This window comes from Mesorhizobium sp. PUT5 (assembly GCF_052216645.1).
In the GTDB taxonomy this organism is placed as follows: Bacteria; Pseudomonadota; Alphaproteobacteria; order Rhizobiales; family Rhizobiaceae; genus Mesorhizobium.
Genome location: NZ_JBQOSO010000003.1, coordinates 3975429 through 3989764, shown reverse-complemented (window position 1 = coordinate 3989764; position 14336 = coordinate 3975429). Strand labels below are relative to the sequence as shown.

Genomic DNA, 14336 nt, shown 5'->3' with positions numbered 1-14336 from the left:
AGTGCCCCGGGGTCGCTCCCCGGACCTTCCGTGTCAGGCCGTGCCGTTGCGGCAGCGGGCCTTTTCGCCGCGGGTCCGGGCGCCCTGCCACTGTGTCGCCGGTCGCCCGATCGCGCTTCATTTTGAATATCTGTTCAATCAATATCGCAGAAATAGCGCTTGCTTTCAATCCGCACATGCGCGCATGATGATGAAAGCCGGCAAGCGGAAAACGCCCGGCGCAAAGCTCGCGATCGCCGGGTGCGGCGGTGGCCGCTGCCGGGCGTTCCGGCGCAGGGCCGTGGCGTCGGGGGAACGGCGCCGGCCTGGAAACGGGATGGCAGCATGGCGGGATATTCCAGGCCAGCGACCGACATCGCCCCTGCAATCTTGCGAGGCACCCCGGGCCGGGGCATGCCGCGGCGATGCGGACCGGGACAATGACGGCGGCAGCGGAAGGAGCGGCTCCGCTTTCCGCGCGGCGCGGCCGCAACGGAAAGGCTCTTCTGCAGTCGGAATCCTTCCAGGGGCTGGCCCTGATCAGCCCAACACTGCTCTATGCGCTGGTGCTGCTGGTGACGCCGATCCTGGTGGTGATCGCGCATTCCTTCTGGACGCAGCACTATCTGACCATCGACCGCACCTTCACGCTGGAGAACTACCGCATCGCGCTGACCGAGCCGATCTATCGCGACCTGCTCTGGCGTTCGCTCACCATTTCGCTGCTGGTCAGCCTTTTCACCGTGGTGCTGGCCTATCCGATCGCCTATTTCATCTCCTTCCACGGCGGCCGCCGCAAGGGGCTGTGGCTGTTCCTCATCACCATCCCGTTCTGGACCAGCTATCTGCTGAGGGTGATGTCGTGGAAGGTGATCCTGGGCTACAACGGCGTGCTGAATTCGGCGCTCATGGGGCTCGGCATCACCAGCGAGCCGTCCACGGCGCTGCTTTACAATTCCAGCGCCGTCATCATCACGCTCACCCATGCCTGGGCGGCCTTCGCCATCCTGCCGATCTTCGTATCGCTGGAGAAGGTCGACCGCACGCTGGTCGAGGCCGCGACCGACCTGGGCGACGGGCCGCTGCGCTCCTTCCTGCGCGTGACGCTGCCGCTGTCGGTGCCCGGTGTCATCGCGGCGCTGCTGATCGTCATGATCCCGACCGTGGGCGACTACGTCACGCCCAAGCTGGTGGGCGGCAAGGACGGCGTCATGATCGCCAACGCCATACAGGCGCAGTTCGGCAAGGCGGCCAACTGGCCGCTGGGTGCCGCCCTTTCGGTCGCCACCATGGTGGTGGTGAGCCTGATGGCGGGGGCGGCCGTCTTCATCATCCGCTCGGCGGCGAGGCTGGCGCGATGAGCGGGCTCGGCCTGAAGCGGCTGCTGCCCGGCGGAAGCTGGCTGGCCACCTACGCCTTCGTCTATGTCGGCTTCCTGTACCTGCCAGTGGTGTTCCTGCCGATCTTTTCCGTCAACGTCGCCGCGACGCCGAAATTCCCGCTCTCCGGCTATACGCTGAAATGGTACGCGGGCCTGCCGCACACGCCCGAACTGCTCAGCGCGGCCTGGAACAGCCTCGTCGTCGGCGTCTCGGCCTCGGTGCTCTCGACCGCGTTCGGCATATTGGCCGCGCGCGCCATCACCCGCTACCGCTTCCCCGGCCGGCGGCCGATCAACGGCCTCATCATGGCGCCGCTGGTGCTGCCGGAAATCATCGTGGCCATCTCCATGCTGCTGGTGATGCTGCAACTGGGCCTGTCGCTGTCGCTGTTCACCGTGGTGCTCGGCCATGTGCTGGTGTGCATCCCCTATTCGATGACCGTGCTGACCTCGGGCTTCGAGGGCTTCGACCGCAGCCTGGAGGAGGCTTCCGCCGACCTCGGCGAGACCGCCTTCGGCACCTTCCGGCGGGTGACGCTGCCGATGATGACGCCGGCCATCATCTCCAGCCTGCTGGTGTCCTTCACCATCTCGCTGGACGAGTTCATCATCGCCTTCTTCCTCACCGGGACCGAAGCCACGCTGCCGATCTACATCTGGGGGCAGTTGCGCTTCGCCGCCAAGCTGCCCGGCGTGCTGGCGCTCGGCACGCTGCTTCTGGTCGGCTCCTTCCTCCTGCTGTCGCTCGCCGAAATCCTGCGCCGTCGCGCCGCGCGGCGCACGCAATCCGAAGGGGGTCTCTATGCCTGATGATTTGGGGCCTGATGATGTCGGACCTGATGATGTGGAGCCGGCGCGCTCCGGCCGGCCGATGATCGAGATCCGCGACGTCACGCGCAGCTACGGCGCCTTCAAGGCGCTGGACGATGCCAATGTGACGATCAACGAGGGCGAGTTCTTTTCGCTGCTCGGCCCTTCCGGCTGCGGCAAGACTACGCTCCTGCGCATGATCGCCGGCTTCGACAATCCCACCAGCGGCACGATCGCGGTGGACGGCCAGCCCATGGCGGGCATTGCAGCCAACCGGCGGCCGACCAACATGGTGTTCCAGAGCTACGCCATCTTCCCGCATCTCAATGTCGAGCAGAATGTCGGCTACGGGCTGAAGCGGCTGAAGCTGGGCGCTGCCGAGGAAAAGCGCCGGGTCGAGGAAGCGCTCGCGCAGGTGTCGCTCACGGGGCTCGGCAGGCGCGGCGCCACCGAACTGTCGGGCGGGCAGCGGCAGCGTGTGGCGCTGGCGCGCGCGCTGGTGATGCGGCCCAAGGTCCTGCTGCTCGACGAGCCGCTGTCGGCGCTGGACAAGAAGCTGCGCGAGCAGATGCAGGTCGAACTGCGCCGGCTGCAGCAGGCGGTGGGCATCACCTTCATCCTGGTCACCCACGACCAGTACGAGGCGCTGGCCATGTCCGACCGCATCGCGGTGATGTTCGGCGGTCGCATCGCGCAGGTGGCCTCGCCCAAGGAAATCTACCAGCGGCCGGTGAACCGGCAGGTGGCCGACTTTCTGGGCGGCATGAATTTCGTGCGGGCCGAGATCGTGGAGGAGAGCGGTGCCTCCATCACCGTCGACACGCTGGGCTTCGGCCGCGTGCGCACCGACAAGCCGAGCGCCTTCGTGCGCAGTGGCGGCGCGGCCACGCTGGGCATCCGGCCGGAACGGCTGCGCGTGCTGTGGGACGACGAGACCTCCGAGTTCCAGGTCGCCGGCAAGGTGGTGGAGCGCCATTATTTCGGCGAGATCACCCACCTCGTCGTGGAGATACCGGGGCTGGAAAAGCCGCTTTCGGTGACCGAGACCAACGATTTCGGCGCCGACGACATCCCGCTGGGCGCACGCATCCGGCTGGCCTACGACCCCGACGCGCTGGTGGCGCTGGCCGACTGACTATTTGTCGGTGACGATCTTGACCTTGTCGCCGGCCGAGACCGTGGCCACGGGAGCGAGCGCGTTCAACACCCGGAACAGATCGAGCTTGCGGTCGACCCCCACCATCATGGCGGCGAGCGAGCCGACCGTCTGGCCGGGCTGCACGGAGACCACGCGGATGTGCAGCGGCTTCAGCGCCGCCTTCTCCGATGCGCTGAGGAGGCGGAAGGAGCCGCTCACCGTGCGGGCGACCGAATCGAGGGCGTTGCTGGCCGCGGGCGCCGCGGTGAGCAGGCGGTAGACCCGGTCGCCGGCGCGAACGACGGCGATGTCGAACTGCCAGCCGTCGGCGCGGGCGTGGGCGACGGCCGCCTCGTTGCCGCTGATGGTTTCCTGGCGCACGCTGGCGTCGTCAAGCCCCGCCACCCAGCCGCTGCGGATGTAGTCGGTCAGCGAGCGCTTGCGGTCGAGGTCGACGCCGTCGAAGCGCACCGCCATGTCGCCGGGGCCGGTGGCGGTGACGGCGGCGCTCGAATTGTCGATGATGAAGCCGTCCGGCACGGAGAAGGACACGCCGAGCTTCGGATGCAGGAAGGTGTTGCCGCGCACATAGCCTTCCTCCGGCGTGTCGCCGTAGAGGATGCCGTCTATGCCGGCCAGGAAGGAATCGCGGTCGCGCGTGCCGACGCCGGGCGGGCCGAACTGGCGCGCCAGGCGCTGGGCCAGTTCGATGCGCTGGGGCGTGTTGGGGTGGGTGGCCAGGAAATCCAGGCTGGCGTCGGTGGCGCCGCTGATGGAGCGGAAGTCCGTATAGGCGGACATGGATTGCAGGAAGCGGCTGGCCGCATAAGGATCATAGCCGGCTTCGCCGACCGACTTGATGCCGATGGCGTCGGCTTCCAGTTCCTGGTTGCGCGAGAACTGTGCGAGCCTGAGCTTGCCGCGGATGAGCGCGACGCGCGCGGTCGGGCTGTCGCCCAGCACGTCCGACACCACCTTGGTCGCCAGCCCCTCCTCGGCCTCCAGCTTCTGGCGCGCCAGCCCGTGGTTGGCGGTGACGTGGCCCATCTCGTGGGCGATGACGGCGGCGACCTCGGAGGAATCATTGGCCAGCGCCAAAAGGCCCCGTGTGATGTAGAGATAGCCGCCCGGCAGCGCGAAGGCGTTGACGTTGGGCGAGTTCAGGATGGTGATGCGGTAGGCCTGCGTCGGGTTGGCCGACACGGTGGTCAGGTTGCCGACCACCTTGGCGACCATGCGCTCCAGTTTGGGATCGGAATATTCGCCGCCATAGGTGGCCAGGATGCGCGGATGCTGCGCCCGGGCAAGCTCGGCCAGCTTGTTGTTGGCGGTGACGGTGTCGACCGTGACCGGCTTGTCGGAGGGCTGGAAGCCGGATTCCTCCACGCTGCCCGGCATGACCGACTGGCAGGCGGCCAGCGACACGGCAAGGCCGGCCAGCGCGACAAGGCGCGCCAGCGGCTTCAGGGCGGCAATGTGCAGGCCGTCGAGCAGGTCGGCATCCTTTCAGTTTCGCCGGGGGCGAATCAGCCCGTAGCGATCATACCCTTCACCGTTCGAACCGAAAGCAGCCAACCCATGATGCCAAGCAAGCGCCCCGTTCAATGGAGAGGGTTTGACCGTAAATTATGTCCGCTTGCGGGCAACATCGCGTGATCCACCGTCATCGGCGCCGATATAGCGCCGAAATGCCGCCGGTCCAGCACCGGCGAAGAAATCGCCCGCAGGTCCGGCGGCGACAACCTTGCCGTCCTCCAGGAACACGACGCGGTGGGCGATGCGGCGCGCATCGTCGGGCTGGTGGGTGACGAACAGCACCGTCATGCCCTGCTCGGCCTGAAGGGCGTCCACCAGGTCCAGCATGTCGTCGCGCAGGGCCGGGCCCAGCGAGGCGAAAGGCTCGTCGAGCAGCAGCACCGGCCGGTCACGCACCAGCGCCCTTGCCAGGGCGACACGCTGGCGCTCGCCGCCGGAAAGCTCGCGCGGCAGGCGCTGCTCCTTGCCGGCCAGGCCGGTGCGGTGAAGCGCGTCGGCGATCGCGGCGCGATCGCCATGGGTGAGCTTCAGGGCGGGCGACCGGCCGAGGCCGACATTGTCGGCCACCGTCAGGTGGGCGAAGAGATTGTTTTCCTGAAACACCATGGACACGGGGCGTGCCGAAGGCGGCGCGGCGGTAAGGTCCCGGCCGCCGATCAGCACGCGGCCGGCGGCCGGCGTCTCGAAGCCGGCGACGAGATTGAGCAGGGTGGACTTGCCGGAGCCGCTGGCGCCCATCACCGCCGTTATCTCGCCCGCGGCGAAGGCCGTATCATAGACGAATTCGGTCGCGCCGTAGAGGAAGCGCACATCGTCCAGCCGCACCGGCAGGCCGGCGGTCGCACCTGTGGCGGCAGCGTCGGTCGGCATCTGGTTCATTCGGCTTTCTCCCTTCCCAGACGCCCCGCGGCCAGCATCAGGGCCAGGCAGACGGTGCCCAGAAGCAACGCCAGCCCGGCCGCGTCGGCGGTGCGGTAGCTGCCCATGCGTGCCAGAAGCAGATAGGGCAGTGTCTGCACCTGGTCGCTGCCGAACAGGGCGATGACGCCGAGGTCGCCCAGCGACAGCGCCATGGCGAAGGCGAAGGCGGTGCCGAGCGGGCGCCTGAGCGCCGGCCAGTCGACCAGCTGCAGCCGGGTCCAGCCCGAAATGCCGAGCTGGGCGCACAGCCGCTCGTGGCGCTCGCTGGAGGCGTCGTAGGCGGGCCGCACCGCGCGGATGGCGAAAGGCATGGCCATGACGGCATTGACGGTCACCACCATGATCGGGGCCACGGCAAAGACATCGCCGAAATGCCGCAGCAGCATGAACCAGCCGGCGCCGACGACGATGGGCGGCACCACCAGCACGAAGCCGGCGCCGGTATCGGTCAGCGTCTCCAGCAAGGACTTGCGCCGGCCGCGGCGGCCAAGCTCCAGCGCGCGCCGGGCCATTGCCAGCGCCAGCGAAAGAGCCGCTGCCAGCAAGGCGGACAGGAAGGCCAGAACGATGCTGGTCAGCGCCGCCTGGCGAACAGGTGCCTCGCCGGCCAGCCGCACCAGGTCGGCCTGAAGCCCGGCCGCGACCGTGGCGACCATCGGGCCGGCGACGAAGGCGAGCGCGAGCAGGATGAGCGACGCGTTCAGGGCGGTTTCGGCCCGGCCCGGCGACAGGAAACGGCGGGGGGCCACCGGCAGGCCGGCGTCGCCGGTCATTGTGGCGCCGAGCCGGGCGAGCCCCGTCACGACGATGGCGGTCAGCGCCACCTGCAGCAGCGTCAGCGCAACGGCGCGCGCAGGATCGAAATCGAAGCGCAGCGCCTGGTAGATGGCGACCTCGAGCGTCGAGGCGGCCGGCCCGCCGCCCAGCGTCAGCACGATGGTGAAGGAGGTGATGCACAGCATGAAGACAAGCCCGGCGACGCCCGGCAGCGCCTGCCGCAGCGCCGGCCACTCGATCAGCCGGAAGGTGGCGCGCGCATCCATGCCGAGCTGGCTGGCCAGCCGCCACTGGTCGGCCGGCACGGTTTGCAGCGCTTCCAGGAAAAGGCGCGCGCAAAGCGGCATGTTGAAGAAGACATGCGCCACGAGAATGCCGGACAGGCCGTAGATACCGGGCCATGTGCCGCCCGAGGCCGCTGTCAGGAGATCGGCGAAATAGCCGGCGCGGCCATAGAGCGCCAGCACGCCGAGCACTGCGACGATGGCGGGCAGCGCCAGCGGCACGGCGAACAGTTGCAGCAGGAGCGTGCGGCCGAAGAAGCGCGGGTGGCGCGACAGCGCGCGGGCCACCAGCAGCCCCGGCAGCACCGACAGAAGCGTGGAAAGCGCGGCCTGCCAGAGCGTGAAGCGCGCCACGCGCAGCAGATAGGCGTCGAAGGCCAGGATCGCATTGCCGAAATCGCCCGCGCCCTCGGCGACAAGGCCGGCAAAGGCGCCGCCGATCAGGATGCCGACGAAGGCCAGCGCGAAAATGCCGGCGCAGATGCGCGGCTCCGCCTTCGCCGCGAGAGCAACGCGAGCGCCCATGAGTTTCGGCGCAACAGCACCTCCATCCTTAACCCCTCCCCGCAAGGGGGAGGGGGTATCTTCATGTGCGCTCACCCCGCTCGCGGGCGGGGGGCGTTTCACTTGCTCATGACGGAAAGCCATTCGTCCACCCAGGCCTTGCGGTTCTCGGCCACCTCCTCGGGGCTGAGGATGAGCGTCTTTGCCGGCTTCACCAGCCTGTCGAAGACCGGGTCGAGCGGCTTGTCGGTCCTGCCGGCCGGGAACATCCAGTTGGTCTCGGGAATGGCGTCCTGGAAGCCGGGACCGGTCATGAAGGCGAGGAACTTCTGCGACAGCGGGTTTTTCGCCCCGGTGGTGGTGATGCCGGCCACCTCGACCTGGAGGTAGTGGCCTTCCGAGAAGGCGGCCGCTTGGTAGCGCTCGGTCTTCTCCTCGATCATGTGATAGGCCGGCGAGGTGGTGTAGGACAGCACCATCGGCGCCTCGCCCTTGGTGAACAGGCCGTAGGCCTCGCTCCAGCCGGGGGTCACCGTCAGCACCCTGTCTTTCAGCTTCGCCCAGGCGCCTGCGGCCTCGTCGCCATAGACCGACTTGACCCAGAGCAGCAGGCCGAGGCCCGGCGTGGAGGTGCGCGGGTCCTGGATGGCGATTTTCTGGCTCGGGTCGCCCTCGACCAGCTCCTTGAGGCTCGTTGGCGGGGTCTTGAGCTTATCGGTGTCGTAGACGACGGCGAAATAGCCGTAGTCATACGGGACGAAAATGTCGTCGCTCCAGCCGCCGGGCACGTTGACGTCGCCGACCGGGCCGTGCGGGGCAAACAGGCCGGTAGCCCTGGCGTCCGCGGTCAGGTTGGTGTCGAGGCCGAGGACCACGTCGGCCTTGGTGGCGGCCCCTTCCAGCTTGACGCGGTTGAGCAGCGCCACGCCGTCGGCGACCGAGACGAAATCGACCTCGCAGCCGCATTCGGCCTCGAAGTTCTTCTTCACTGCCGGGCCGGGACCCCAGTCGGCGGTGAAGCTTTCATAGGTGTAGACGGTGAGCCTGTCCTTGGCCGCGGCGGGCAGGGCCGTGGCGGCCAGCGCCAGGGCGGGCAGAAGGATCGACAATATCTTGCGCATGGGCGCCTCCTTGCAAGTGTTGCGGGAATCGAGGCGCCGGATCTTCCGAGGCATCTAATCCCTCCGCCGGTACAAACCGGATCAGGTTCAGCGGGTTGGCGATCACGCCTCTCAGCCGGTCCGCGCGCAGCGTCCGGCACCCCGTTAGAGCGCCTGCACACATAGGCCGGGCCGCCGCGCCACGCAAGTGCCGTCGGGACCCGAGGCGCGGCCTTCCGTTTGCCCGATCGGACTGGTAAGGCGAGCCCATGAGCCTTTTCACCCTCCTGCTCGGCGGCGACCTGGTGCGCACGCCCCGCCTCGACCGCCAGATTGCGGGCAGCCGCGTCATCGCTGCCGATTCCGGCATGCTGCATGCCGCGCTGCTCGGCGTGCGGCCGGAACTGTGGGTGGGCGATTTCGATTCCACGCCGCCGCATCTGCCGGGCGAGCTTGCCGCCGTGCCCCGGCGCGAATTCCCGGCCGACAAGGACATGACCGATGGCGAACTGGCCGTCGCCATTGCGCTTGAGCAAGGGGCGACGTCGCTGGTGCTGGCCGGCGCCTTCGGCGGCCAGCGCGCCGATCACGCCTTCCTGCACATGGCGCTGGCGCTCAGGCTGGCGCAAGCCGGCACGCCGGTGCTGCTGACCAGCGGCGCGCAGGAAGGGGTGCCGCTGCTGCCCGGCCGCGGCCGCTTCGACTATGAGGCCGGAACGCTGTTTTCGGTGCTGGCCTTTTCCGGCCTTTCCGGGCTCACCGTCGAGGGTGCCAAGTGGCCGCTTTTCGAGGTGGAGGTGCCGTTCGGCTCCTCGCTCACCCTTTCCAACGAAGTGAAGGGCAGGCTGGAGATCGGCCTCGGCCAGGGCCGGGCCGTGCTGCTCGCCCATCCGCGCCTCGATCCGGGTACGTGAGCGTGGCAATGCCGGTACATCTGTCGTCTGATATATCAATAGATATATCATCGTTGTTTCAATGCCTTGCCCCTGCGGTCCCAATATGGAGACGCGACTGAAATGGCTCCGCCGCTTCTCAATCTCGCCGGTATCAGGCTGACCTTCGGCGGCACGCCGCTGCTCGACGGCGCCGACCTCGCCGCCGGGCCGGGCGACAAGATCGCGCTGGTGGGCCGCAACGGCTCCGGCAAATCGACGCTGCTGAAGATCGCTGCCGGCATGGTGGAGCCGCAGGAGGGCGAGCTCTTTCGCCAGCCTTCCGCCACGATCCGCTACCTGCCGCAGATGCCCGACATGGACGGTTTCGCCAGCGTGCGCGCCTATGTCGAGGCCGGACTGGGGCCGGCGGACGATCCGCATCGCGCCACCTATCTGATGGAGCATCTGGAACTGACCGGGCAGGAGTGCCCGGACGACCTTTCCGGTGGCGAGGCGCGGCGGGCCGCGCTTGCCCGGGTGATGGCGCCGGAGCCTGATATATTGCTGCTCGACGAGCCCACCAACCATCTGGACCTGTCGGTCATCGAGTGGCTGGAGGAGGAGCTGATCCGCACCTCTTCGGCGCTGGTGGTCATCTCGCACGACCGCCGCTTCCTGGAGCGGGTCTCGCGCGCCACCGTGTGGCTCGACCGCGGGCGCACGCGCCGGCTGGACCGGGGGTTTTCGCATTTCGAGGAATGGCGCGACCAGGTGCTGGAGGAAGAGGAGCGCGAGCAGCACAAGCTCGGCCGCCAGATCGTGCGCGAGGAGCACTGGCTGCGCTACGGCGTGACCGCGCGGCGCAAGCGCAACATGCGCCGGCTCGGCGAATTGCAGGTCATGCGCCAGCGCTTCCGCAACCATCGCGGTGCGGAGGGCACGGCCACCCTGGTCGCCAGCGACGCGGCCGAATCCGGCAAGCTGGTGATCGAGGCCAAGGCCATCGACAAGAGTTTCGGCGATCTCGCGGTGGTGAAGGGGTTTTCCACGCGCATCCAGCGCGGCGACCGCGTCGGCCTCGTCGGGCCCAACGGTGCCGGCAAGACCACGCTGCTGAAGATGCTGACCGGCGAGTTGGCGCCGGATGCCGGCACGGTCAGGCTGGGCGTCAACCTGGAGATCGCCACGCTCGACCAGAAGCGCGAGGCGGCGCATCCCGACGAAACGCTGGCGCACTACCTCACCGACGGGCGCGGCGAGAACCTCGTCGTCAACGGCGAGCAGCGCCATGTCGTCTCCTACATGAAGGACTTCCTGTTCAAGCCGGAGCAGGCGCGCACGCCGGTGCGCGAGCTTTCCGGCGGCGAGCGGGCGCGGCTGCTGCTGGCGCGCGTGCTGGCGCGGCCGGCGAACCTTCTGGTGCTGGACGAGCCGACCAACGACCTCGACATGGAGACGCTGGACCTTCTGCAGGAACTGATCGCCGGCTTTGCCGGCACCGTGCTGCTGGTCAGCCACGACCGCGACTTCCTCGACCGCACCGTCACCAGCATCATCGCGCCGGACGGGGGCGGGCGCTGGGTGGAATATGCCGGCGGCTATTCCGACATGCTCGCCCAGCGCGGCGGCAAGCGGCTGGAGGAACGCAGGGCGCGCGACAAGGCAGTGGGTCCCGATGCCGAAAGGGCCTCGGCGGCCAAGCCGAAGGAGCAGTCGAAAAAGCTGTCCTACAAGCAGAAATTCGCGCTGGAGACATTGCCGAAGAAGATCGAGGCGGTGACGGCCTCCATCGCCCGGCTGGAGGATGCGATCGCCGATCCGGCCTATTACGAGCGCGATCCGGCCGACTTCCAGAAGACCATCGCAGCGCTCGACGGCGAGCGCGTGACGCTGGCGGCGCTGGAGGAGGAATGGCTGGAACTGGAGATGCTGCGCGAGGAACTGGAGGGGTAGGCGACGGTATTGGCGCGGCGACTTCGCTGCGTGTCGTTGTCCCGGCGGCGAAATGCGCATAAATTATGCGCATGAATGGAGTCCGAATATGCGCAAGCTGGTTTCGAACGCTGTCCGCCAGCCGACAAACCTGTCCATCGATGCCAATCTGCTGAAGCAAGCCAGGGGCCTCGATGTCAATGTCTCGCGCGCGGCGGAAGCCGGCATTGCCGAAGCCGTCGCGGCCGAAAAGACCCGGCTGTGGAAGATGGAGAACCGCGCAACGATCGAGGCGTGGAACGACTACATCGAAAAGCACGGGCTGCCGCTGGAAGAATACCGGCAGTTCTGATGGGGCGCTACGACGTCTTCGCGGGCAGATCGGGAGGCGGCTATCTACTCGATGTGCAGGCAGGATTGCTGGATCATTTTCAAACGCGGGTCGTGGTTCCGCTCATTCCTGCGGCGGCTGCGCCGCCGGCCATGCGCCGGCTTCATCCCGTCTTTGAGATCGAAGGGCGCAGGCTGGTCATGGCCACGCACCTGATCGCCACGGTTCCGGTTCGCGACCTCGGCGAAGTCCGGTTCAATCTGGCGCGACATCGCGACGACATCGTCGGCGCGCTGGACATGCTGTTCCAGGGCTTCTGAGCCGCTCTGGCCGGTATCGGTTTGAGTCGAGGGTTACGGTGCAAATTTAACCCGGGTAAATTGACAAGTCATTTTACCCTGGTATAATTCCGACATGAACACCCCTCAGCCCACCGCCTCCGCCGCCTTGTCCTGCACCGCGTTCGACCATGCCCGCCGCGTGGCGTCGGGCTCCTATGTCGATGTCGCGATCGCTGTGAAGGAGCACCTGCGCCAAAGGCCCGACGCCTCCGTGCTCATCTTCGACGACGGTTCGGGCGGGCAGGTCGACTTCGACCTGCGCGGCACGGATCGGGATATCGCCGAGCGGCTCCGGAAGCGGTTTCCGGCCGGCGGCGGATCGGCGGCGCGCTCGGTCGGGCGGCCGAAACTGGGCGTCGTCAGCCGGGAGGTGACGCTGCTGCCCAGTCAGTGGGAATGGCTGGCCGCGCAGTCGGGCGGGGCTTCTGCGACGCTGCGCAGGCTGGTCGAGGAGGCGCGTCGTGCCGGGCCGAGCGCAAAGGCGCGGCAGCGCGCGGCCCAGGACCGCACCTACAATTTCATGTCGGCTATGGCGGGCAACCTGCCGAATTTCGAGGAAGCGTCGCGCGCGCTGTTTGCCGGCGACCTGACGGCCCTGGAAAGGCTCATCGCCGGCTGGCCCGCCGATATTCGCAGCCATATCGCCCGTCTCGGAAGCGGTGCCGCCCCTTCGGAACAGCCGAACTGAACCCTGTGGCAGGGGTGGTCCGAACCAGGCCTATCCCGCGGTCTTGGCTTGCCAGACCTTGAGCGCCTCGTCGAACACCTTCTCGCCGGGAATGCCCTTTTCCATGGTCAGCAGCGCCCGGCGGCCGGATTTGTAGACGACCGGGATGTCGATCCAGTCCTGCTTCCTCAGCAGGGTCAGGTTGGCGTCCTCGTCGGCCTTGGTGTCGTTGAGCGCCACCAGGAAGAAGCCGTCGGCGATCTTGGCCGGGATGCCGATCAGCGGGTTGCCGGCCTCCTGCTCGGTGCCCTTCATGGCGATGCGCAGCACGTTTTCGATGCCGCCGCCCTCGAACCCGTCGGGGGTCAGGAAGATCATCTCGATGATATGGCTGGCCGGCAGCGTCTGGTCGGCGTTGCGCCGGATGGTCATGCGCAGTTGCACGTTCTTGCCCGGAATGGTCGCTTCGGCGCGGATCGCCGGCTCCGGCGGCGCATCGCCCCCGGGCGATTCCTGCACCAGCGACCACACGATGCTGCCGGGCTCGGCCGAACCTTCGGCGGCGCTCGTGCGCTCCTCGTAGAAGATCGCCTTCTGCCCGACGGGCAGCGCCTGCTGCGCCTGGGCCGCGGGCGGCGCGGCTGCGGTTCCTCCGGGCGCGGCGGCCTGGCCTTCCTGCGGCGCGGCGGGGTCCTGCTGGGCCGGGGTGGCGGGCGGAGGCTGCGTGGTCAGGGCCACGATCGAGGTGCCCTCGCCGATGCTGCTTTCGCCGCCGGCAGGACCGGGATCGACCTCCTTGCCGTCGGGAAGAAGGCGCTGGGTGAACTTTGCCGGCTGCTCCGGCTCGGAAGCGGCATCGTTGGACGGCGCGGCGGGCGGCGCAGCCGCCGTTTCCTTGGCGGGCTCGGGTTCGGGTGCCGGTTCGGGCCTGGTCTCGGGAGCCGGGGTGCCGGCCGCAGTGTCGACGGTGGCGGCCGGTTCCTTCTGGCCGTCCCGGGCCAGCCACAAATAGCCGCCGCCCGCAACCAGCAGCACGGCGATCGCCGCGGCCGCCAGGCGGCCATAGCCGCGCTTGCGCTCCGGGGCGTCGTCGTCGCGGAACGGATCGGCGTTCGTGCCCATGTCGCCCGCCAGCGGGCCCGGCTCGGTTTCGTCCACGGGCTCGCCGGCCGCAGGCTGCGGCTGCGCATGTCCGGCAGTCATATGGTCGGGAGCCACCCATTCGGACGCCGCTTGTTCGGGCACCTTGGGTGCTTCGGGCGCGGGCGCTTCCTGGCGTACGGGCGCTGCTGCGTCGGCCTGCTTGTCGGCAACGTCGTCGGGCAGCAGGGGAGAAAAGGCCTCGTCGCGGACAGGCTCCTCGCGCCTGGCCACAGGCGGGGCCGGCGGCGCGGGCGGAGGCGGCGTGGGGGGCGCCGGTTCGGCGCGGGCCGGGGGCCGGCTGTGGCTGGTCTGGGTGCGGTTGCGGTCGATGGAGGAGAAGATGTTCTCCAGCTCCGCCAGCGGGTCGGGGGCCGGCCCCTTGGCGTAGCCGCGCTCGACGGTCGCAATGGCATCCTCGAGCGCGCGCTTCTGGCGCTCGGCCATGGCGGCCGGCGGCGGCGGGTCGATCGCAGCCAGCTTGGCCGCGATGGTCGCGCGCGCCTTGTCGTAGACCCTGGAGCGTATTTCCGGCGTCGTCTCGCCGAGACCGTCCAGCGTCTTTTTCAGAACCGCAACGAAATCTGCCATGCTTCCCAAACGACCTGCATTGCCCGGCC

Annotated in this window: 13 protein-coding genes and 1 riboswitch; of the genes, 8 read left to right on the top strand and 5 right to left on the bottom strand. The window is 68.3% G+C overall.

Going from position 1 to position 14336, the window contains the following annotated elements:
* The first annotated feature begins 419 nt into the window (after positions 1 to 419).
* From ACTDI4_RS21015 to ACTDI4_RS21005, 3 genes are all read left to right on the top strand, one after another.
* A complete protein-coding gene (locus tag ACTDI4_RS21015) occupies positions 420 to 1340 on the top strand; it encodes an ABC transporter permease (protein ID WP_442843003.1) in 921 nt (306 codons plus the stop codon).
* The gene (locus ACTDI4_RS21010; protein WP_442843002.1) at positions 1337 to 2170 is read left to right on the top strand and encodes an ABC transporter permease; all 834 of its coding nucleotides are present in this window, start codon (positions 1337 to 1339) and stop codon (positions 2168 to 2170) included. The genes ACTDI4_RS21015 and ACTDI4_RS21010 overlap by 4 nt, the downstream gene beginning before the upstream one ends.
* Positions 2171 to 2231: 61 nt before the next feature.
* The gene (locus ACTDI4_RS21005) at positions 2232 to 3305 is read left to right on the top strand and encodes an ABC transporter ATP-binding protein (protein ID WP_442843422.1); all 1074 of its coding nucleotides are present in this window, start codon (positions 2232 to 2234) and stop codon (positions 3303 to 3305) included.
* On the opposite strand, the gene ACTDI4_RS21000 is transcribed toward ACTDI4_RS21005, so the two are convergent.
* The 4 genes from ACTDI4_RS21000 to thiB all read right to left on the bottom strand — a co-directional run bounded on the left by ACTDI4_RS21000 (position 3306) and on the right by thiB (position 8451).
* On the bottom strand, positions 3306 to 4775 hold the full coding sequence (locus ACTDI4_RS21000) for a M48 family metalloprotease (protein WP_442843421.1): 1470 nt from the start codon (positions 4773 to 4775) through the stop codon (positions 3306 to 3308).
* 159 nt (positions 4776 to 4934) lie between these two features.
* The gene (gene thiQ / locus ACTDI4_RS20995) at positions 4935 to 5723 is read right to left on the bottom strand and encodes a thiamine ABC transporter ATP-binding protein (protein WP_442843001.1); all 789 of its coding nucleotides are present in this window, start codon (positions 5721 to 5723) and stop codon (positions 4935 to 4937) included.
* A complete protein-coding gene (gene thiP, locus ACTDI4_RS20990; protein WP_442843000.1) occupies positions 5720 to 7351 on the bottom strand; it encodes a thiamine/thiamine pyrophosphate ABC transporter permease in 1632 nt (543 codons plus the stop codon). Before thiP ends, thiQ begins: the two co-directional genes overlap by 4 nt.
* 98 nt (positions 7352 to 7449) lie before the next feature.
* Entirely contained in the window at positions 7450 to 8451 is a 1002-nt protein-coding gene (gene thiB, locus ACTDI4_RS20985) for a thiamine ABC transporter substrate binding subunit (RefSeq protein ID WP_442842999.1), read from the bottom strand.
* A gap of 41 nt (positions 8452 to 8492) precedes the next feature.
* Positions 8493 to 8605: riboswitch (TPP riboswitch) on the bottom strand.
* Between the two features lie 94 nt (positions 8606 to 8699).
* Here thiB and ACTDI4_RS20980 point away from each other — a divergent pair.
* From ACTDI4_RS20980 to ACTDI4_RS20960, 5 genes are all read left to right on the top strand, one after another.
* Entirely contained in the window at positions 8700 to 9344 is a 645-nt protein-coding gene (locus ACTDI4_RS20980; RefSeq protein WP_442842998.1) for a thiamine diphosphokinase, read from the top strand.
* A gap of 102 nt (positions 9345 to 9446) precedes the next feature.
* Positions 9447 to 11258, top strand: a complete 1812-nt coding sequence (locus ACTDI4_RS20975; protein ID WP_442842997.1) for an ABC-F family ATP-binding cassette domain-containing protein — start codon at positions 9447 to 9449, stop codon at positions 11256 to 11258.
* Between the two features lie 88 nt (positions 11259 to 11346).
* Positions 11347 to 11589: a type II toxin-antitoxin system CcdA family antitoxin gene (locus ACTDI4_RS20970; protein WP_442842996.1), complete on the top strand. Its 243-nt coding sequence runs from the start codon at positions 11347 to 11349 to the stop codon at positions 11587 to 11589.
* Positions 11589 to 11888: a CcdB family protein gene (locus ACTDI4_RS20965; protein ID WP_442842995.1), complete on the top strand. Its 300-nt coding sequence runs from the start codon at positions 11589 to 11591 to the stop codon at positions 11886 to 11888. Before ACTDI4_RS20970 ends, ACTDI4_RS20965 begins: the two co-directional genes overlap by 1 nt.
* A gap of 94 nt (positions 11889 to 11982) precedes the next feature.
* Positions 11983 to 12597: a DUF2239 family protein gene (locus ACTDI4_RS20960; RefSeq protein ID WP_442842994.1), complete on the top strand. Its 615-nt coding sequence runs from the start codon at positions 11983 to 11985 to the stop codon at positions 12595 to 12597.
* Between the two features lie 30 nt (positions 12598 to 12627).
* Here the strand turns inward: ACTDI4_RS20960 and ACTDI4_RS20955 are convergent, their stop codons facing one another.
* Entirely contained in the window at positions 12628 to 14307 is a 1680-nt protein-coding gene (locus ACTDI4_RS20955) for a hypothetical protein (protein WP_442842993.1), read from the bottom strand.
* Positions 14308 to 14336 lie beyond the last annotated feature (29 nt).